The 19711-nt window shown below is 72.5% G+C and carries 15 protein-coding genes; 9 read left to right on the top strand and 6 right to left on the bottom strand.

What is annotated here, in order from left to right; all coding sequences use genetic code 11:
• A partial coding sequence (locus AB7J25_RS24795) for a pyruvate carboxylase (RefSeq protein ID WP_428512679.1) occupies positions 1 to 3338 on the bottom strand: 3338 nt, incomplete at its 3' end.
• A gap of 147 nt (positions 3339 to 3485) precedes the next feature.
• On the opposite strand from AB7J25_RS24795, the gene AB7J25_RS24790 reads away from it, so the two are divergent.
• The 8 genes from AB7J25_RS24790 (at position 3486) to AB7J25_RS24755 (ending at position 12557) form a co-directional block, all read left to right on the top strand.
• Positions 3486 to 4334, top strand: a complete 849-nt coding sequence (locus tag AB7J25_RS24790) for a hypothetical protein (protein WP_428512677.1) — start codon at positions 3486 to 3488, stop codon at positions 4332 to 4334.
• 277 nt (positions 4335 to 4611) lie between these two features.
• Positions 4612 to 5880 carry a D-arabinono-1,4-lactone oxidase gene (locus AB7J25_RS24785; protein WP_428512675.1) on the top strand — a complete coding sequence of 423 codons (1269 nt, stop codon included), beginning with the start codon at positions 4612 to 4614 and terminating at the stop codon, positions 5878 to 5880.
• Positions 5877 to 6887 (top strand): alanine racemase, encoded by a 1011-nt coding sequence (locus AB7J25_RS24780; protein ID WP_428512673.1) that lies wholly within the window; start codon positions 5877 to 5879, stop codon positions 6885 to 6887. The genes AB7J25_RS24785 and AB7J25_RS24780 overlap by 4 nt, the downstream gene beginning before the upstream one ends.
• 296 nt (positions 6888 to 7183) lie before the next feature.
• Positions 7184 to 8236: an OmpA family protein gene (locus AB7J25_RS24775; protein WP_428512671.1), complete on the top strand. Its 1053-nt coding sequence runs from the start codon at positions 7184 to 7186 to the stop codon at positions 8234 to 8236.
• Between the two features lie 10 nt (positions 8237 to 8246).
• Complete coding sequence (locus tag AB7J25_RS24770) at positions 8247 to 9071, top strand: hypothetical protein (protein ID WP_428512669.1); 825 nt, start codon at positions 8247 to 8249, stop codon at positions 9069 to 9071.
• Positions 9072 to 9287: 216 nt separating this feature from the next.
• A complete protein-coding gene (locus AB7J25_RS24765; protein WP_428512667.1) occupies positions 9288 to 10016 on the top strand; it encodes a FadR/GntR family transcriptional regulator in 729 nt (242 codons plus the stop codon).
• Between the two features lie 45 nt (positions 10017 to 10061).
• Positions 10062 to 11285, top strand: a complete 1224-nt coding sequence (locus AB7J25_RS24760) for a hypothetical protein (protein ID WP_428512665.1) — start codon at positions 10062 to 10064, stop codon at positions 11283 to 11285.
• An 18-nt stretch (positions 11286 to 11303) separates the two neighbouring features.
• Entirely contained in the window at positions 11304 to 12557 is a 1254-nt protein-coding gene (locus tag AB7J25_RS24755) for an aKG-HExxH-type peptide beta-hydroxylase (protein WP_428512663.1), read from the top strand.
• A gap of 350 nt (positions 12558 to 12907) precedes the next feature.
• Here AB7J25_RS24755 and AB7J25_RS24750 read toward each other — a convergent pair whose 3' ends face one another.
• Both AB7J25_RS24750 and AB7J25_RS24745 read right to left on the bottom strand, forming a co-directional pair.
• A complete protein-coding gene (locus AB7J25_RS24750; protein WP_428512661.1) occupies positions 12908 to 15115 on the bottom strand; it encodes an ATP-dependent DNA helicase RecG in 2208 nt (735 codons plus the stop codon).
• On the bottom strand, positions 15112 to 16845 hold the full coding sequence (locus AB7J25_RS24745) for a DAK2 domain-containing protein (protein ID WP_428512659.1): 1734 nt from the start codon (positions 16843 to 16845) through the stop codon (positions 15112 to 15114). Before AB7J25_RS24745 ends, AB7J25_RS24750 begins: the two co-directional genes overlap by 4 nt.
• Before the next feature lie 131 nt (positions 16846 to 16976).
• Between AB7J25_RS24745 and rpmB the strand changes: the two genes are divergently transcribed.
• On the top strand, positions 16977 to 17168 hold the full coding sequence (gene rpmB / locus AB7J25_RS24740) for a 50S ribosomal protein L28 (RefSeq protein ID WP_428512657.1): 192 nt from the start codon (positions 16977 to 16979) through the stop codon (positions 17166 to 17168).
• Positions 17169 to 17221: 53 nt separating this feature from the next.
• Here rpmB and AB7J25_RS24735 read toward each other — a convergent pair whose 3' ends face one another.
• The 3 genes from AB7J25_RS24735 to AB7J25_RS24725 form a co-directional block, all read right to left on the bottom strand.
• On the bottom strand, positions 17222 to 17857 hold the full coding sequence (locus AB7J25_RS24735; protein ID WP_428512655.1) for a DUF4230 domain-containing protein: 636 nt from the start codon (positions 17855 to 17857) through the stop codon (positions 17222 to 17224).
• A 61-nt stretch (positions 17858 to 17918) separates the two neighbouring features.
• Positions 17919 to 18608, bottom strand: coding sequence for a uracil-DNA glycosylase (locus AB7J25_RS24730; RefSeq protein ID WP_428512653.1), 690 nt, complete (start codon positions 18606 to 18608; stop codon positions 17919 to 17921).
• Positions 18608 to 19132, bottom strand: a complete 525-nt coding sequence (locus AB7J25_RS24725; RefSeq protein ID WP_428512651.1) for a gamma carbonic anhydrase family protein — start codon at positions 19130 to 19132, stop codon at positions 18608 to 18610. The genes AB7J25_RS24730 and AB7J25_RS24725 overlap by 1 nt, the downstream gene beginning before the upstream one ends.
• Positions 19133 to 19711: the final 579 nt, after the last annotated feature.

Raw genomic sequence — 19711 nt, 5'->3', positions numbered from 1 at the left:
CCGGCCCGCTGCGCGGTGATCGACGCCTCCATCTTCATCGCCTCGATCGTCGCGACGGTCTGGCCGTCCGCGACCTTCTCGCCCTCCTCCACGGCGAGCGTCACCACCCCCGCGAACGGGGCGGCGACGTGGGCGGGGTTCGAGCGGTCCGCCTTCTCCGTGGCCTTGACCTCGCTGTCCACCGACTCGTCGCGCACCTGGATCGGGCGGATGTGCCCGTTCAGCGTCGTCAGGACGGTGCGGTAGCCGCGCTCGTCGGGCTCGGAGATGGCCTCCAGCCCGATGAGCAGCGTGACGCCGGGGCCGAGCTCGACGGTGTGCTCGGCGTCGGGTTCGAGGCCGTAGAGGAAGTCCTTCGTGGAGAGCACCGAGACGTCGCCGTACTCGTCGCGGTGCGCGAGGAGCTCCCTGGTGGGGCCAGGGAAGAGCAGCCGGTTCAGGGTGGCGCGGCGCTCCTCCCGCAGGCCGCGGCGGTCCTCGGCGTTCAGCTCGGCGACGCCCTTGCCCGAGCCGCGGCCCTCGAGGGCGCGCGTGCGGAACGGCTCCGGCCAGCCGCCGGGCGGGTCGCCCAGCTCGCCGCGCAGGAAGCCGATGACGGAGTCCGGGACGTCGAAGTCGCCCGGATCGGCCTCGAAGTCCGCGGGCTTCACCCCGGCACCGACCAGGTGCAGGGCGAGGTCGCCGACCACCTTCGACGACGGCGTCACCTTCACCAGCCGCCCGAGCATCCGGTCCGCGGCGGCGTAGCAGTCCTCGATCAGCTCGAACCGGTCCCCCAGCCCGAGCGCGATCGCCTGCTGGCGCAGGTTCGACAGCTGCCCGCCGGGGATCTCGTGGTGGTAGACGCGCCCGGTCGGCGAGGCGAGCCCGGACTCGAACGGCGCGTACACCCGCCGCACCGCCTCCCAGTACGGCTCCAGGTCGCAGCAGGCCTGCAGGTCCAGCCCGGTGGCGCGGTCGGTGTGGTCGGTGGCGGCCACCAGCGACGAGAGCGCGGGCTGGCTCGTCGTCCCCGCCATCGAGGCGACGGCGGCGTCGACCGTGTCGACACCGGCGTCGATCGCGGCGAGCAGGGTCGCCAGCTGGCCGCCCGCGGTGTCGTGGGTGTGCAGGTGGACGGGCAGGTCGAACCGTTCGCGCAGCGCGGCGACCAACCGGCGGGCGGCGGGCGGGCGCAGCAGGCCGGCCATGTCCTTGATCGCGAGGACGTGCGCGCCCGCCTCGACGATGCGCTCGGCGAGGCGCAGGTAGTAGTCCAGGGTGTAGAGCTCCTCACCCGGGTTCGAGAGGTCGCCGGTGTAGCAGAGCGCCACCTCCGCGACGGACGTCCCGGTGGCGCGGACGGCGTCGATCGCCGGGCGCATCTGGTCGACGTCGTTCAGGGCGTCGAAGATCCGGAAGATGTCGAGGCCGGTCGCCGCGGCCTCCTCGACGAACGCGTCCGTCACCTCGGTGGGGTAGGGCGTGTAGCCCACCGTGTTGCGCCCCCGCAGCAGCATCTGCGTGCAGATGTTCGGGACGGCCTCGCGCAGCGCGGCCAGCCGCTCCCACGGGTCCTCGTGCAGGAATCGCAGCGCCACGTCGTAGGTGGCGCCGCCCCAGCACTCCAGGGAGAACATCTGCGGGGTCAGCCGCGCGACGTACGGGGCGACGGCGACGAGGTCGCGCGTGCGCACCCGGGTGGCGAGCAGGGACTGGTGGGCGTCGCGGAACGACGTGTCCGTGACGGCGACCGCGCTCTGCGCGCGCAGCCGGGCGGCGAAGCCCTCGGGGCCGAGCTCGCGCAGCAGCCGGCGGGTGCCGTCCGGGGCGGGCGCGTGGACGTCGCAGGCGGGGAGCTTGTCGACCGGCTCGACGACCTTGGGACGGCGCCCGTTGGGCTTGTTCACCGTCGTCGAGGCGAGGTAGGTGAGCAGCCGCGTGCCGCGGTCCGCGGGCTGGTGCGCCGAGAGCAGCTCGGGGCGCTCCTCGATGAAGCTCGTCGTGACCTTCCCGGCCCGGAAGTCCGGGTCGGCGAGCACCGCGGCCAGGAACGGGATGTTCGTCGCCACCCCGCGGATGCGGAACTCGCCCACCGCGCGCCGCGCGCGCCGCACCGCCGTCTCGAACGTGCGGCCCCGGCAGGTGAGCTTCACGAGCATCGAGTCGAAGTGCGCGGACACCTCCGCGCCGGTGTGCGTCGTGCCGCCGTCCAGGCGCACGCCCGGACCGCCGGGCGAACGGTAGTTGCCGATCACGCCGGTGTCCGGCCGGAAGCCGTTCGCCGGGTCCTCCGTCGTGATCCGGCACTGCAGCGCCGTCCCGTGCACGGAGACGAGCTCCTGCCGGATGCCCAGCTCGGGCAGCGTCTGCCCGGACGCGATGCGCAGCTGCGCGATCACCAGATCGCTGTCGGTGACCTCCTCGGTGACCGTGTGCTCCACCTGGATCCGGGGGTTCATCTCGATGAAGTGGTGGTGCCCGCTCTCGTCGAGCAGGAACTCGACGGTGCCCGCGTTGACGTAGCCGATCTGCGTGGCGAACGCGACCGCGTCCGCGCAGATCCGGTCGCGCACCTGCGGATCCAGGTTCGGGGCGGGGGCGATCTCCACGACCTTCTGGTGGCGCCGCTGCACCGAGCAGTCCCGCTCGTAGAGGTGCACGACGTCACCGTCGGCGTCCGCGAGGATCTGCACCTCGATGTGGCGCGGGTTCACGACGGCCTGCTCCAGGAAGACCGTCGCGTCGCCGAACGCGGACTCCGCCTCCCGCATCGCCGACTCGATCGCCTCGCGCAGCTGCTCCGGCCACGGTGCCGATGCCCGCTCCGCCCGCGCTCCACTCGGCACGCGCCGCATGCCGCGTCCCCCACCGCCCGCGACGGCCTTGACGAACACCGGGAAGCCGATCGCCTCCGCGGCCGCCACCAGCTCGTCCACGTCCGTGGACGGCGCGCTCGACGAGAGCACCGGAATGCCGGCCTCGCGCGCCGCCGCCACGGCGCGGGCCTTGTTGCCCGTCAGGTGCAGCACCCGCGCGGGCGGGCCGACGAAGGTGATGCCGGCCTCCTCGCAGGCCTCGGCCAGCTCGGGGTTCTCCGACAGGAACCCGTAGCCCGGGTACACCGCGTCCGCGCCGGCGAGCTTCGCCGCCCGGATCACCTCGGCCACCGACAGGTAGGCCCGCACCGGGTGGCCCGGCTCGCCGATCCGGTAGGACCAGTCCGCCTTCGCGCGGTGCAGCGAGTTGCGGTCCTCGTACGGGTAGATCGCGACCGTCGAGGCCCCCAGCTCCGCGCAGGCCCGGAACGCCCGGATCGCGATCTCGCCCCGGTTGGCGACCAGCACCTTGGCGAACACGGCTCTCCTTCCGGCCGGCCCACGTGGACCGGTCCCGGGCAATGATCGGTACGCCCGGCCCGGTGCGCCAGCCCGGGTGGCCCGCTCGGCGCCGCGAACACTCGTTCGGACCCTGCACCCGCCGCCCGGCTTCGGTACCAATGAGGGATGAGACGCCGCCATCGCCCCTACGGCCGTCGTGGCGGGCGGATCCACGGGTACGGGCCCCGTCGGCGGGGCCGGCGCGGGACGGTGTCGGGCGCGGCGCTGGTCGCCCGGCGGCTGCCCCCCGTGGTGATCGTCGGCGGTGGGATCCTCGTCCTGGGAGGGGTCGCGATGGCCGGCATGATGCTCGCGCTCTTCGTGATCACGGTGCTGCCCGGCCTCCTGTTCGGGCTGGCGGTCGCCGCGATCGCCCAGCATCGACGCCAGTACCGTCGCGCGCTGCACCATCACCACCATCACCGCTACGCCGCGCACCCGGCCATGCGGGCGGCGCACCCGGCAGTGCGCGCGCCCCACCCGGAGCTGGCGTGGCGGGCCGCCCGGGACCGGTTCGCGCGGGTGCGCGCCGAGTACGCCTCCTACGAGTGCGAGCCCATGAACGTGCTGCGCCTGCCCGCGCTCGCGGACGTCTCCGTCGAGAGCACGGCCCGGTTCGTCGACGCGTTCGCCCACGCGCAGGCCTTCGAGTCCGAGACGTTCCCGCCGCCGCAGCACGCCGCCGAGTTCGTCGCCGCCGTGGACCGCGCCGAGCGGGCGTGGCGCGCGGCCTGCGACGCCGCCGAGCGGATCCGGCTCTCGGGACTCTCCGCGTCCGAGCGCGGCGCGGTCGAGCGCACCATCAAGCTGCTCACCACGGCCCGGGATTCGAGCAACGACGCCGAGCGGCTCGCAGCGTACGGCCTGGCCCGCAACGAGCTGGCGAAGCTGGAGAAGGCCGGCGCGGTGCACGTGCCCCGGCCGGCGCAGGCGATCCTGGACGCCGCGGCCCGGGGACAGCTCCCGGCGGCGTAGCCACCCCGCGAGTTGCGCATCCTGCGTCCGCGAGTTGCGCATCCCGCGGCGGCGAGTTCCGCATCCTGCGTCCGCGAGTTCCGCATCCTGCGTCCGCGAGTTGCGCATCCTGCGTCCGCGAGTTGCGCATTTCGTCAGGGCGAGTTGCGCATCCTGCGTCCGCGAGTTGCGCATTCGGTCGGCCCGGGTTGCGCGTCTCGCGCCCGGGCGGCGACGCGGGCCGGCGTGATCCGCGAGCCGCGTTCGCGCCTGCGAACCGGTCGGCCATGCTGGCCGCATGCGATGGCGCAACTGGGCGGGCACGCAGCGCGCGCGCCCTGCCCGGACGGTCGTCGCGGGCGACGCCGCAGCGGTCGCCGAGGCGGTGACGGCGGCGGCACGCGATGGACTGCGGGTCACGGCGCTCGGCTCGGGCCACTCGTTCACGGGGGTCGGGGCGCCCGACGGCGTGGCGATCGTGGCGCCGTCCGACCTCGGTCTGCTCGCGATGGACGGCGACCTCGCCACCGTCCCCGCCGGGATGACCCTGCGCACCCTCAACGACCTGCTGTGGCACCACGGCCGCGCGCTGCCCAACCTCGGCGACATCGACGCCCAGACGATCGCTGGCGCGATCTCCACCGGCACCCACGGCACCGGGACGCACCACCCCGGGCTCGCGGCGCAGGTCAGGGGAATGGAGATCGTGCTGGCCGACGGCACGGTCGAACGTTGGGGCCCAGGCTCCGACGAGCTGCGGACGGGACGTATCGGCCTCGGCGCGCTCGGCGTCATCACGTCGCTGACGCTCGCGACCGTGCCCGCGTTCCACCTGCACGCCGTCGAGGAGACGTTGCCGCTGGACGCCGCCCTGGAAGTCCTCGACGGCTCGGACGACCACGCGGAGCTGTACTGGTTCCCGCACGCGGACGTCGTCACGGCCAAGCGCAACAACCGCACCACCGCCGACGGGCCGCGCCGCAGCCGCAGGGCGGAGTGGCTCGGCGACGAGTTGCTCGGCAATGCCGGGTTCGCCGCGCTGTGCCGGGTCGGCGAGGCCGCGCCACGGCTGGTGCCGGTGCTCAACCGGTTCGCGGCGGCCCGGTTCGCGGCGGGTGTGTACATCGACCGCTCCTACCGGGTCTTCACCAGCCCGCGGCGGGTCCGCTTCGTGGAGATGGAGTATGCGGTGGCGTGCGAGGCGCTGCCGGAGGCGTTCGCTGCGGTCCGGCGGGCGGCGCAGCGGCACGCGCAGGAGGTGACGTTCCCGGTCGAGGTGCGGATCGCGGCGGGCGACGACATCCCGCTCTCCACCGCGTACCGGCGCGACAGCGCCTACCTCGCCGTGCACGTCCGGCGCGGACGTCCGCACGAGGCGTACTTCGCCGCGGTCGAAGACGCGATGCTCGCCCTCGACGGCCGCCCGCACTGGGGCAAGCTGCACGGGCTCGACGCCGCAGCGCTGCGGGAGCGCCACCCGGGCGTCGCGCGGTTCACCGCCCTGCGCGACCGGCTCGATCCCGAGCGACGCTTCGCCAACGCCTACCGGGAACGGGTACTGGGATGAAGGTGCACGACCTCGTGACGCCCGCGGTCCTCGTCGACGCGGACGCGCTGGAGGCCAACCTCGCCGACATGGCCGCCGCGCTGCCGGGCGCGCGGCTGCGCCCGCACGTCAAGGCACACAAGTGCACGGAGCTGGCCCGGTTGCAGGCCGCGCGCCACCCGGGGTTCACGTGCGCGACGGTCCGGGAGGTCGAGGGGATGGCCGCCGCCGGGCTCGGGGCGGACCTGCTGCTGGCGAACGAGGTCCTCGACGCGCGCCGGCTCGGGGGGCTCGACGCGCGGGTGACGGTGGCGGTCGACTCGGCCGAGACGCTCGCCGCCGCCGTCGCAGGCGGGCTGCGAGAAGTGCTGATCGACGTCAACGTGGGGCTGCCGCGCTGCGGCGTCGCCCCCTCGCAGGCCGGCCGGCTCGCCGCCGACGCCCGCGCCGCCGGGCTCACCGTCCGCGGGGTGATGGGCTACGAGGGGCACCTCCAGATGCTCCCCGACGCCACCGAGCGCGCCCGGCTCACCGAGGAGTGCATGGCGAAGCTGGTGACGGCGCACGCCGACGTCGGCGGCGAGGTCGTGTCCGGCGGCGGGACGGGGACCTACGCCGTGAACACCTGGGTGACCGAGATCCAGGCCGGGTCGTACGCCCTGATGGACACGGCGTACACGGCCGCCGGGCTACCGTTCCGGCAGGCGCTGACGGTGCTCGCGACCGTGATCTCGGCGACCGCTCCCGCCGGCGACATGCCCGGCTGGGCGGTCGCGGACGTCGGGCTGAAGTCGCTGGGCATGGACCACGGCAACCCGACGGTGCCGGGTGGGCACGTGTGGTTCTGCTCCGACGAGCACCTCACGTTCGGGCCGGACGGACCGCTGCGCGTCGGGGACCGGATCCGCGTGCTGCCCGCGCACGTCGATCCGACGGTGGCGCTGCACGAGCGGATGCACCTGGTACGTGGCGCCGGGGACGACGCGGAGGTGCTCGAGACGTGGCCGATCGACCTGCGGGGGTGGTGACATCGCATACCTGTCCCACCTATCTCCAGGGAATCCTGCCCTGTCCGTCCTGTCTGAAAACCTGGACAACCTGACCTACAAGCTGCAACCATCGTCGTAGACCTGAGCCCGCGGTGCGCCAACGTCGTGACGCAGACCCCTGCTGCGCGCCCAGGCCTCCAAGCCCCGCTCTTGAGGAGGTCGAGATGGTCGCACGTTCCCTTCCTCGCCGACGTTTCCTCATGGCGATGGCCGGGGCGGTCTTCTTCGCCGGATGCGGGCGGACTCCAACTCGGACGCCGTTTGCGCTACGCGCGGTGATCGTGGCGAGCGCGACGGCTGCTGAGCCCGCCCCCTCTCTGACGCCGATGGCGCGAGCAGAACTGCGGGCGATCGCGGAGCACCCGGCGTCCGGCCATCGCCCGGGATCTGGTGTCGCATTCCTCAGCACCGCTGATCGCGCCGGCCTCACCGAGTTCTCCCTCGTTCCCAGGCGCGCCAACGGCGACATCGAGAACGGCCACATCCAGCGCGCGCGGCTCATCGACGAGAATGTGACTGCGGTCGCGACCGCGGTGGGCCGACTCGCCGCCCGGCGTGACGGCCTCGACCTCCTCGAAGGCATTGCCCGAGCTGTCCGCGGCCTCGACGGCGGTCTGCTTGTTGTCGTGAGCAACGGCCTGTCGACGACCGGCGGGCTCGACATGCGCCAGGTCGGCTGGCTCGCCGACCCTGTTGACGTCGCCTCGGAGCTCCGGTCCCGTCGACTCCTCCCCTCCCTGCGCGGGTGGCGCGTCCTGCTCGTGGGCCTCGGCATGGTCGCAGGCGCGCAGCCTGCTCCGGGCCAGCCGCAGCACGAGCGGCTCGTGGCCTACTGGTCCGAGATCTGCGCCGCGGCCGGTGCCGAGTCGTACACCATTGACGACCTGCCGATACCTGCCACTCCTCCGTCGAGCAGAGCGTCGATGCCACTCGTGCCGGTTCCAGCGACCTGGTCGGTCGTGGGCCCCGACGGCCGGACCACGACGACCATCACAGACAACGTGTTGGGGTTCCGGGGGGAGTCGGCGGTGATCCCGGCCGCGGGCCGCGCCCTACTGGCGCGTGTCGCAGCCGAGATTCTCGCCCGGTCCGCGGCCCCCGTCGAGGTGCGCGGGTTCACCGCCGACCCACCTGGGTGGACGCCGGAGGGCACGGCGGCGCTCGCCCGCCGCCGCTCGGACGCTGTGGCGGCCACGCTCACCGGAGCAGGGATCACCGAGGTCAGATCGCTGGGCGGCGGCGTCGCGCCTGGCATGACGGCCGTTGTCGACGGCCGCTTCGTCGAAGCCCTCGCCGCACGAATGCGGCGAGTCGAGATCACCTACTGAGGGCGGAACCATGTCCATCGAGGAACACCAGCCCGGCGGTCCACCCGCGCGACTGGCCGCATCACGACCCGCCACGCGTCCGGACGAGATCAAGCTCAGCCGGATCGCGGAACTGCTCTACCTCATCGATCGGATGGGCGACGCGCCGGTACGTGGTCCGTTCGGCCAGCAGATGACCCTGCTGGAGGCACAAGACTGGTGCCACTCGCTCGGTGCCGACATCGCACACGCGAAGGCGCAGCGCAGCCGGCGCCACGACAAGGTCACGACCAGCGCGAAGGTAAGCGCTGTGCTCTTCCTCGCCCTGATCGACTTGCCGATCATGCTCTGGCTGGCCGCGGCGGTCTTCAACGTCGACTGGAGTGCACCGATTGGACTGCCACTCGCAATCAGCATCGTCGTCTCCCTGCTGGCGACCGCCGGATCCGCGGCCGCCCTGCACCACATCGGTCACGATCTGCGCGAGCACAAGTCGGACACGGGCAAGCTCGCGTGGCGGGAGCTGTCGACCGGGGCGGTGCTCGCCGTGCTGGCCGTCGCGCTCCTGGTCCCGCTGGTCGCTGTCGTCATGTTCGTTCGCGTCTACACAGAGGGCGTCCTGAGCGGCCTCACCGGTCTCGCAGTGCTCCTCGCGGCGCTCGTGGCCCTCGTCATGCTGATCTCCGCGGGACTGGTGTTCTGGACCGCGTTCCGCGACGGCTCCCCCGAGCGAGACGAACTTGAGCAGCTCACCACGCTTGTCAACAACCACCTTGACCAGCAGCGTGCCTATCAGCACGAGGTGATGGAGCTGTCCCAGCAGTACCAGATGCTCCGTAGCAGCGAAGCCCACTGACCCGCGATACGCCGTTCTACTGGACAGACAACTATACCAAGCTGTATGTTTAGTCAGACAAGTCGGTCATCTTGCTGGACAAGCCGGTTCGTGCAAGTACGCCGCCCGGGGAAGCGCGGGCAACCTTCGCTCTCGCGCTCACGCCCGGCCATCGACGGCCCCTGTCGCCGATGCGTTGCCCACGCGTCCCCATCCCGCGACCTTGGAGACGACGTCGTGTCGATCGACACTGCCGACTGGAGCCTGCCGCACGATCTCCGCCGCCCGAAGCCCGAGGTCGTGGAGGACAAGCTCGACTCGCTCATCCACGACGGCACGCTGCCTTGGGGCGAGCAGCTACCCAGCGAGAACTGGCTGGCCGACAGGCTAAAGGTCGGACGCAGCAGTGTGCGTTCGGCGCTGCAGCGCCTACAGCTGCGCGGGCTGGTCGAGGTGGAGCAAGGGGTCGGATGGTGGGTCGTGCGATCCCCCCCCGCAACGGCGCCGAGCGCTGAGGAGCGCGGCGTGGCCTTCGCTCAGACCGTCGAGGTTCGGTTGGCGCTGGAGGGCACGGCTTGCCGGCTGGCAGCCCGGAACGCAACGCCCCGTGAGATCAAGCGGATCGGTGAAGCCCACAACGAACATCGCGCCGCCGAGAAAAGCGGCGTCGACGCGCTCGTGGAGACTGACGAGGCATTCCATCGGGCAATCGTGGACGCGGCGCACAACCCGCTCCTGAGCCGGATGTACGACATGCTGCTCGACGAGGTGCGCGATCATCGGGTCGAGGTTTTCAGCCATCCGCGGAATAGGGCGCGACTGTCCGCCCACGGACACGCACTGGTTGTGGACTTCCTACAGCAACGCGACGAGAGTGCCGCCGCTGCCATGCACAGCCACATCCTGACCTTCGCGCCGCGACTCGAGCAGCCGAGCCGTCCGCCCTCGGGGATCGCGACAACGTAGTCCCGAAGCGTAACGCTAGCGCCGTCCGCTCCGACGACTCCGGCAATGGTTGAGTCCTCCGACGACCCGGATGGGGACCGGTCGCGCGCGCACCGGATCGCCTGGCAGCTCGTCGTGTGCGGGGCCCTGCTGATCGGTATCGGTATCGTACTCGGCACGGTGACCGCGCCACTGTGGATGACGTGGACACTCCTCGGGGCAGGGCTGGTTGCGCTGCTGGCCGGGACCCTGGTCGGTGTGCTTCAACGTGTCCTTGACGACAGGTGGGACCAGCTGCGGCGCTGGTTCCACGAGACCGAGCTCCGGCGCTCTGCGATACATGCCGACGAGCTGAAGCGAGCGCAGGGTCTCGCACTCATCGACTGCCTCCCGCCAGGCGAGGTGCTCGGCCGTTTGCTGCGACGCACCTACGGCGACCACCCCGCGAACGAGGCCGTGATCCGGTCTGTGCTCGGTGGAGCCGGCCGGGAGCTCGACTGCCACGACCTATCGGTGAGCACCCGTACCCGCGTTGTGTACGACATCGTGCCCGCAGTACCAGGCACGATCGAGATCACCTCGACAGTCGAATTCTCGTTCGCCAACGATGTTCCGGACACCGTGTTCATCCTGTTCGTGACCTGCGACCACCGTCTGCGCGAGTTGCTCGTCGAGTGCAGCGACCATCCCTTCTTCGACTGGTGGTATGTCCCCGACGAGCACGAGTTCCGCGAGGGTCATGCCGCAATCAACCGCCTCGATGTCGGATTCCAGTACGTCGACGCCAGCGGCGACGAGCGCGAGATGACGATAGGTCGCGTCCAACCGACGTGGGTCAAGTTCGAGCAATGGGTGGAGTACCTGTCGTTCCTGCGACAACCGCACGGCACAACCCCACCGTGGCTGCGGCCAGACCAGCTCATGCGGACGCTGAAGATCTACCAGGTCGATCTGGCGGCAATGGTGAAACCTCACCGCATCGCGTCCGTGAGGGAACTGACCGTGCGCTCGGCGACCCTGCACCCGGACGACCGAGGCTGCTACTGGATGCCGGCGTTCCCCTGCTATCTGGAGAGCATCGGGTTCCGCGCCGAGCTGTTCGCGACCGATGCGGACGGCGGCGAACTCGAGTTCATGGTCAACCCGTATCTGTCGGGCGGTGACCTCGTTGCGCGTAACGTGTGGGTCCCGGCAGAGGAGGTCCGTCACCTGCCGGTCGAGACGTGGGTTCTCCCAGGTCACGCGGTGGATCTGCGCTGGCAGACCAGAGTCGACAGCGACGGGCGTTGACGTCCGATGCTGACCGCTGTGCACGCCCGCCTGTCGACCTCGTCGGCACTGCTGGCCACGCGTCGCGACCTGTACCGAGCCGCCCTTGGGACGATCACGGTATGTGACGCCCTGCTCGATGCCGACGCGGTCGGCGACGACATGTTGGACAACCCGCTCTTCCGGCACGCTGTCGAGGTTGCGATCACTACCGGTCAGCCGGTCGAGGAGACCGTCGTGGCCCGTGTCAATGCGACCCGGTCAGGGCGCGCCGCGGTGCATGCCGGACCGATCGACATGCCGGTCGTGAGCACGTCGGACGCCGACCTGCGCTTCGCCGACGTGATCGATGCACTGCACGCAGGCGAGCTCGGCTTTCTCACCCGGTCGGCCCCGGAAGCGTTCAACTCGGCCTGCAAACTCCTTCAGGAAGGTCTTGACCTCGCCGTCCGCATCGTTCCCGACCTGGTTCTCGACCTCTTTCCACATGTCGGCCTGATCGCGATGCTCGACGGTGCCCGAGGAAACAGCCCGGTCCATTCCGGGTCGCTTCGCGAGTTTCCGGGCCTATTGCTCGTATCCCGACCGCAGTCAGCAGTCGATGCCGCCGAGATGCTACTGCACGAGTCGGCACACGCGCGCTTATACGACATGTTGATCTGCCATCACATTATGTTCGCCGGAAACGATGGATGCGGTCCGTTCAAGCCACCCTGGCGAGCTCGCGGAACAGAGTGGCCGCTCGAGCAGACCTTGGCAGCACTCCACGCGTATGCGATCCTGAGCGAGTTCGCCGATGCGGGTGGTCAATCGGTCGTCGAACAGGCAGGTTCGTCTTCACTACTCCCACACGCCTCGGTGCGGCGAAACATGATCGGAAAGTGGGTCCTCGACCGACTCCGGCACTTCGGACCCGACGCGACAGACCTGGTCAGCGGCCTTGTCGGCATAGAGGCATCGACTCGGCCGCCGCCCTCAGCCCCCGCTCTCGCCGTCTCAGGCAGGGCCACGGTGGTTCCGAACCTAACACTTCGCTTCGATGAGAAGGCGCCGTGTGCGGTCGCCACCATTCCCGGCCGACCGCCGGCGTTGTACGTCCTCGGGCGCGACTCCGGACTCGTGCTCGATTTCCTGCGCCGAGAGCAGCCTCTCATTGCGGCCGTGAGCGAACTGGAAACCCGCCGGAACCTCCGCAGAGTCGACGCTGAGAACGCGCTGTCGATAATCCTCGACGAACTACAGAACAGGTCGCTGATCACGCTCGACGAGCGCGTCATCGAACCGAAACAATAGACAGCTTGGAAGCAACACCCACCGGCCCGTGCCGGATTGAAGGGCATGCGTCACGCGCGCTACGATGCGCCGTCACCTCGGCATCGAGGTCGCTCAAACTGGAGGCTCCGATGATGTCACGCGGAACGGTCGGTGCAGGTTTCCCCCCGCAGGCCGTCACGAAAGTCGAGTTCTTTGGCCGGGGCGGTGGGGGAAGCAGTTGGACTGTGGACCGGGCGACACCACCGGTCGTTGCCCAGAACAATGGAGAGCAGGTGTACCCGACGTCGCGCTCGGCATGGGTCGGGCGGGTGTCTCGCCGGCGGCGGGGCAGCCGGCGCGGGCTGGCCCGATAGGGCCACCGAGGCGCCTTAGGACTTGGCCAGGTACTCCGCCTCGTCGGCCGAGAGGGTCTCGCGCACGAGGCCGGCGAGCCCCGGGTGTTCCCGCAGGTCCGGGTCCGCGGCAACGATCTCCCCGGCGTACCGGCGGGCCCCCACGATGATCTTCTCGTCGCGCAGCAGGGACAGCAGCCGCAGCCCCGAGCGGCGCCCGGACTGCACGGCGCCGAGCACGTCCCCCTCCCGACGCAGTTCCAGGTCCAGCCGGGCCAGCTCGAAGCCGTCCGTCGTCCCCGCGACGGCGTCCAGGCGCTCGCGCGCCGTCGTCCCCGGGGGCACGTCGGTGACGAGCAGGCAGACCCCGGCGGCGGAGCCCCGGCCGACGCGCCCGCGCAGCTGGTGCAGCTGCGAGAGCCCGAACCGGTGCGCGTCCATGATCACCATCGCGGTCGCGTTGGGGACGTCCACCCCGACCTCGACGACGGTGGTGGCGACCAGCACGTCCAGGTCGCCGGCGTCGAACGCCCGCATCACAGCGTCTTTCTCGTCGGGCGGCAGCTTGCCGTGCAGGATCCCCATCCGCAGGCCCGCGAGGGGCCCCTCGGCGAGCTGGGGGGCCACGTCGAGCACGGCGAGCGGCGGACGGCGCGCCTCCTCGCCATCGGCCGACTCCTCGTCGTCCTGCGGCGGCTCGGCGTCCTCGGCGGCGCCGACGGCGTCCTCGTCGGCGGCCGTGCCCCCGACCCGCGGGCAGACCACGTACGCCTGGTGCCCCGCCGCGACCTCCTCGCGCAGCCGCGCCCACACTCGGTCCAGCCAAGCGGGCTTCTCCGCCACCGGCACGACGGACGTCGCGATCGCCGAACGCCCGCCGGGCAGGCCGCGCAGCGCGGAGACCTCCAGGTCGCCGTAGACCGTCATCGCGACGGTGCGCGGGATCGGCGTCGCGGTCATGACGAGCATGTGCGGCGCGGACCCTCCGCGCGTGCGCAGCGCGTCGCGCTGCTCCACGCCGAACCGGTGCTGCTCGTCGACGACCACGAGGCCGAGATCGGCGAACCCGACCCGGTCCTGGATCAGCGCGTGCGTACCGACGACGATGCCGGCGGCGCCGGACTGGGCGTCGAGCAGCGCCGTGCGCCGGGCGGCGGCCCCGAGCGAGCCCGTCAGCAGGGCGACGGACGTGGCGTGCTCGGCGGCTCCCAGCTCCCCGGCGATCCCGAGCGGGCCGAGCAGCGCGCGCAGCGACCGCGCGTGCTGGGCCGCGAGCACCTCGGTGGGGGCGAGCATCGCGGCCTGCCGGCCCGCGTCCACGACCTGCAGCATCGCCCGCACCGCGACGAGCGTCTTGCCCGCGCCGACGTCGCCCTGGACGAGCCGGTTCATCGGATGCTCGCGTTCCAGGTCCTCCGCCACCTCGGCGCCGACCTCGGTCTGCCCCTCGGTGAGGACGTAGGGCAGGGCGGCGTCGAAGGCGGCGAGCAAGCCGTCCGCCCGCCGCGGGCAGGCGGGCGCGGGCCGCGCACCTGCGGCGTGGCGACGCAGCGCCAGCGCGAGCTGCACGCCCATCGCCTCGTCCCAGACCAGGCGCCGCCGGGCCGCGCGGTGGTCGTCCTCCGACTCCGGCAGGTGGATCCGCCGCAGCGCCCGCCCCAGCTCGGGCAGCCCCTCGGCGCGGCGCAGCTCGACCGGCAGCGGATCGGCCGGATCGTCGAGGACCTCCAGCACCTGGCGCACGCAGCGCCCGATCTCCCAGCTGCGCAGCCGCGCCGTCGCGGCGTAGACGGCGAGGAACGGCCGCTCGTCCTCGTCGGCACCGAGGGGCTCGAACTGCGGGTGCGTGAGCTGCAGCTTGCGGTAGCGACCCTTGCCGTAGATGCCGACCTTGCCCGCGAAGAGCGCCCGCGTACCGGGCGTGAGCAGGCTCTTGAGCTTGTGACCGTGGAAGAAGGTGCAGTCGATCGAGCCGCCGCTGCCGTCGCGGATCGTCACCGACAGCAGCTGCCCCCGGCGGCTGCGCATGGACCGCAGCTCCGCGGACTCCACCAGCGCCACGACCGTGACGTCCTCGCCGAGGGCCAGCCCGGACAGCGGGGTGAGGGTGCCGCGGCCGACGTAGCGGCGCGGGTAGTGGCGCACCAGCTCGCCCACGGTGGTGATCTCCAGCTGCTCGGCGAGCGCGTTCGCCGCCCTCGTCCCGACGAACGGGGTGAGCGGGGCATCGAGATCAGCGGTCATTCCACCCCCAGGACCAGCGGGTAGTCCGTGCGGTCGCCGCGCAGGACGACGGTGTCCACCTCCGGGTGGGTGCGGCGCAGGTCCGCGACCAGGCCCTCGCCCACGTCGTCCGACACCCCGCGGCCGAGCAGCGCGGTGACGATCTCGCCGCCGCCCACGAGCATGCGGTGCGCGAGCCAGAGCGCGCCGACGGGCAGGTCCGGCGCGATGAGGACCACCTCGCCGTCCGAGATGCCCAGGACGTCGCCCGGCTCGCAGCGACCTACCCAGGTGAGCGCCTCCGACTCCGCGATCACCAGCCCCGCGGTGCGGCAGCACGCCGCTGCCTCCGCCATCGCGACGACGTCCTCGACCGGGCGGCGCTCCGGGTCGTGGACGGCGAGCGCGGCGAGCCCCTGCAGCACCGACGACGTCGGGACGACGAGCACGTCCTGCCCGTCGCGACGAGCGTCGGTGGCGGCCCGTTCCGCGACCGGGGTGAGCTCGGAGTCCCCGGGCAGGAGCACGACGTGCCGGGCGCGGGTGCCCGCGAGCGCGGCGCCCAACTCGGCGGCGTCGATCGGCCGGTCCGTGCGTTCCAGGACGTCCGCGCCTGCCTCGCGGGCGAGCGCTGCGGGCTCGCCGGCCGCGACGAGCAGCACCGCCCGCGCCCGGGGGAACCGGGCATCCGCCGCGGCGTGCGGCTGCTGGTCGGCGAACCGCACGACGGTCACCCGGTGGGGCCTGCCGGCGTCCAGCCCGGCCTCGAGGGCGGCGCCGACGTCGTTGCAGTGGACGTGGACGTTCCACAACCCGGCGCCGTCCCCGACGACGGCGACGGAGTCGCCGATCGTGTCCAGCCGTTCCCGCAGCTCGTCGACGGCGGCCTCGTGCGTCGCCTCCAGCAGGTACATGACCTCGTACTCGAAGTCGGGCGAGCCCGCCTCCCGCTCGGCCGTGAGCGCCGCGCGGCTGCGGACGGGCAGCCGCAGCGGCGCCGCCGGGACGGGCGCCCCGCCCGGCGGCCGCCGGTCGGCGACGCAGGCGAGCGCCTCCAGCACCACGCAGAGCCCGAACCCGCCCGCGTCCACGACGCCGGCACGGGCCAGCTCCGGCAGCTGGGCCGTGGTCTCGCGCAGGGCCGTCGCGGCGGCCACACCCGCCGATGCCGCCACCGCGGCCAGGCAGCCGTCGCCCTGCCTCACCCGCACCGAGGCCGCCGCGGCGGCGGCGCTCAGCACCGAGAGCCCCGTGCCCTCCCGGGGATGGCTGAAGGCGGCCCTCGCGAGCCGGTGCGCCCGGTGCAGGCCGTCGGCGAGGACGGCCCCGTCCGTCAGCGGCGCGGCGACGGTCGGGGCGCGCGCGGCCTCCCCCACCGCCGCCCCGGCCGGCACGGGGGCCCCGCCGGCGTCCCCGACCGCCTCCTCGATGGCCTCCTCGATCGCCTCGGCGAGGCCGCGCAGCACCTGCGAGAGCATCAGCCCGGAGTTGCCGCGAGCCCCCTGCAGCGCCCCCCGCGCCAGGGCCGCCGCGACCGGGCCGGGCCCTTCGGGCGACGCCCCGTCCTCGCGCAGGCCGCGGCGGCCCGCGTCCGCGGCGGCCCGCATCGTGAGCAGCATGTTCGTGCCGGTGTCGCCGTCCGGAACGGGGAAGACGTTGATCCGGTCGATCTCGGCGCAGTAGCGCTCCAGCCCCTGCGTCGCCGCCGTCGCCCAGCCGCGCAGCAGGATGGCGTCGAGCGGGACCGGCACGACCGCGAGGCTACCCGGGCGCCCGCCGGGGCCCCCGCTGCCGCCACCCGGACCACGCAGGTATCGTGGATGTCCGCGACCCGGTTCGGTTTCCGGGAACGTCTTCCGTCTACATCCGAGGAGTGTTCGACGTGGCTGCCGTCTGCGACGTCTGTGGCAAGGGTCCGGGCTTCGGCATGTCCGTCTCGCACTCGCACCGCCGCACCCACCGCCGCTGGAACCCGAACATCCAGACCGTGCGCGCCCGGGTGGACGGCGGCAACCGCCGCCGCCTGGCCGTGTGCACGTCGTGCCTGAAGGCCGGCAAGGTCGCACGCGCCTGAGCCCGTCCGACGCATCGGTGCCCCGCAGCCTCAGGGTGCGGGGCACTCGCGTGTCAGGGTTCGTCCGGCCGCACGAACACGACGTCCACGGTGTCGAACCCGAGCCCGCGGCCCATCCCGCGCACCATGTCCACGACGTTGCGCTCGGCGCGGGCTCGCAGCTCGCTCGCCTCGGCCGCAGCGGCGAGCTTCGACTCTGCCATCCGGAAGAGCTGCTGGGTGCGATCGCTGCGCCCGTCGAACGCCTCCATGGCGGCGGTGACGAGCCCCCGGTCGTCGTCGACGACCTGGCTGCGCCCGTGGTCGACCGCGGGCGGTGCGAGCAGGGGCTCGGGCAGCGTGACGGTGACCGCCGAGCGGTCCGCGGAGACCGCGACGGCCTCCGGGCCCAATCCGGCGAGATCGACGTAGGCGTCCACCGTGCCGTGCGCGAGCAGCGCGCCCTCGTACCCGTAGACCCAGGTCGGGACGTTCTCGCGACCCTCTCGGAGCAGCACCGTGACCTCGTAGGTGCCCTGGGCGGGGACGATCCGCTGCAGGTCGCGGATCGAGTGCAGCAGCACGGGGCCGCTGTCGTCCGAGCTCCGCGGCGGCACGGGGCCGTCGCCGATGATCCCCGGGACGAGCAGTAAGGCACCGAGCAGGGCGGCACCGAGAAGCAGCGCCGCGGCGCGCAGGCGTCGAGGCATGGCCCGATCCTCACCCGGGACCCGCGCCGCCGCCCATCGCATCACCCGGACGGAGCAGCGGTCAGGGCAGTTTCCAGTCGATCGGCTCGCCGCCCAGCTCCTCCAGCAGCGCGTTGGCACGGCTGAAGGGGCGGGAGCCGAAGAAGCCGTTCGCCGCCGACATCGGGCTCGGGTGCGCGGACTCGATCGCCGGCACGTCACCCAGCAGCGGCACGAGGTTGCGGGCGTCGCGCCCCCAGAGGATCGCGACGAGCGGCTCGCCGTCGCGGTCCACGAGCGCGCGGATCGCCTGCTCGGTGACGGCCTCCCAGCCCTTGCCGCGGTGCGACGCCGGCTTGCCCGGTTCCACGGTGAGGCACCGGTTGAGCAGCAGCACCCCGCGCTCGGCCCACGGCGTGAGATCGCCGGTGGACGGCATCGGGTGGCCGAGATCCTCGCAGTACTCCTTGTAGATGTTGACCAGCGACTTCGGAATCGGCCGCACGTCCGGCGCCACCGAGAACGACAGCCCGACGGCGTGCCCCGGCGTCGGGTAGGGGTCCTGGCCGACGATCAGCACGCGCACGCGGTCGAAGGGCTGGGTGAAGGCGCGCAGGACGTTCGCGCCCGCCGGCAGGTAGCGACGACCCGCGGCGAGCTCGGCGCGCAGGAACTCCCCCATCCTCGCGACGACGGGCTCGACGGGGGCCAGGGCGGCCGCCCAGCCGGCCTCGACGACCTCACGGAGCGGCTTGGGCGCGCGGGCGGCCATCAGCCGTCGATCCTGCGCAGCTCGGCGCGGTAGCGCTTCCCGCGCTGCACGTAGGAGTCGACGCCGAACGCGAAGTACCCGTCCGGCACCTCGTGGCCGTCGCGGACGCGCGCGGGGACGCCCATCGCCATCCGCCGCGGCGGGATCTGCGCGTTCGGCGACACCACCGCCCCGGCGGCGACGACCGCGCCCACCCCGACCGTCGCGCCGTTGAGCACCACCGAGCCGGACGAGATCAGCGCGTGGTCGCCGATCGTGGCCGCCTCGATGTGCACGTTGTGGCCCACCGTGACGTCGGCGCCGATGACCGTGTCCTGCACGGCCGTGGTGTGGATGATCGACCCGTCCTGGATGGACGTCCGCGCGCCGACGACGATGCGGCCGTCGTCGCCGCGCAGCACGGCGGTGGGCCACACCGAGGACTCGGCACCGAGCGTGACGTCGCCGATCACGACGGCGTCGGGGTGGACGTAGGCCTCGGGATGGATCGACGGCACGCGGTCGCCGAGGGCGTAGAGGGGCACGGCCACGCAGCCTACGACCGTTCCAGGTGGGCGCGCGCCCGGGGAAGTCGGGGAATCGCCGCGGGGGCGACGGGGCCGGCCGGGGGGTTGGCCGGGGGGGTGGCCGGGGGGTCGGCCGGGGCTCCTCGCAGGGGCCGGCCGGGGGGGTTGGCCGGGGCTCCTCGCAGGGGCCGGCCGCACCTCGCAGGGCCCGCACACGCCTCACAGTGCTCCGCGACCTGCACCTCGCAGAGACCGCCCACGCCTCGCAGGTGCTGCAGCCTCTGCGAGGCGTCGGAGAACCCTGCGAAGCCGGACCAGATCGCCTGCGAAGCCGAGCAGAACCCTGCGAAGCCAGGGCCGAACCCCTGCGAAGCCGGGCCGACTCCGCACGGCCCGCCGCCGCGGCCATTCCCACCCGCCACCGCGCCCCCACAACCCGCACCCCGCAGACGCCCGTCGCACTTCGCTGGGGTCGCGTCCCGCTGTGTGGTGGAGTTCGTGCTCGACACCGTGCGGGTCAGTGCTCGGTCATGATGCCGTGAGCATGGCGGTGGCCGGTAGTGCGGTGTTCTTGCCGGGGACGATGGCCAGGGCGGT

Origin of the sequence: Pseudonocardia sp. (genome assembly GCF_050246655.1) — a bacterium.
Classification (GTDB): domain Bacteria; phylum Actinomycetota; class Actinomycetes; order Mycobacteriales; family Pseudonocardiaceae; genus Pseudonocardia.
This window is presented reverse-complemented; position numbering and strand designations above follow the sequence as displayed.

Coding starts and splice junctions, on each gene's coding strand:
- AB7J25_RS24790 (WP_428512677.1), top strand. CDS start 3,486: ATGAGACGCCGCCATCGCCCCTACGGCCGTCGTGGCGGGCGGATCCAC.
- AB7J25_RS24785 (WP_428512675.1), top strand. CDS start 4,612: ATGCGATGGCGCAACTGGGCGGGCACGCAGCGCGCGCGCCCTGCCCGG.
- AB7J25_RS24780 (WP_428512673.1), top strand. CDS start 5,877: ATGAAGGTGCACGACCTCGTGACGCCCGCGGTCCTCGTCGACGCGGAC.
- AB7J25_RS24770 (WP_428512669.1), top strand. CDS start 8,247: ATGTCCATCGAGGAACACCAGCCCGGCGGTCCACCCGCGCGACTGGCC.
- AB7J25_RS24760 (WP_428512665.1), top strand. CDS start 10,062: ATGGTTGAGTCCTCCGACGACCCGGATGGGGACCGGTCGCGCGCGCAC.
- AB7J25_RS24750 (WP_428512661.1), bottom strand. CDS start 15,115: ATGACCGCTGATCTCGATGCCCCGCTCACCCCGTTCGTCGGGACGAGG.
- AB7J25_RS24735 (WP_428512655.1), bottom strand. CDS start 17,857: ATGCCTCGACGCCTGCGCGCCGCGGCGCTGCTTCTCGGTGCCGCCCTG.
- AB7J25_RS24730 (WP_428512653.1), bottom strand. CDS start 18,608: ATGGCCGCCCGCGCGCCCAAGCCGCTCCGTGAGGTCGTCGAGGCCGGC.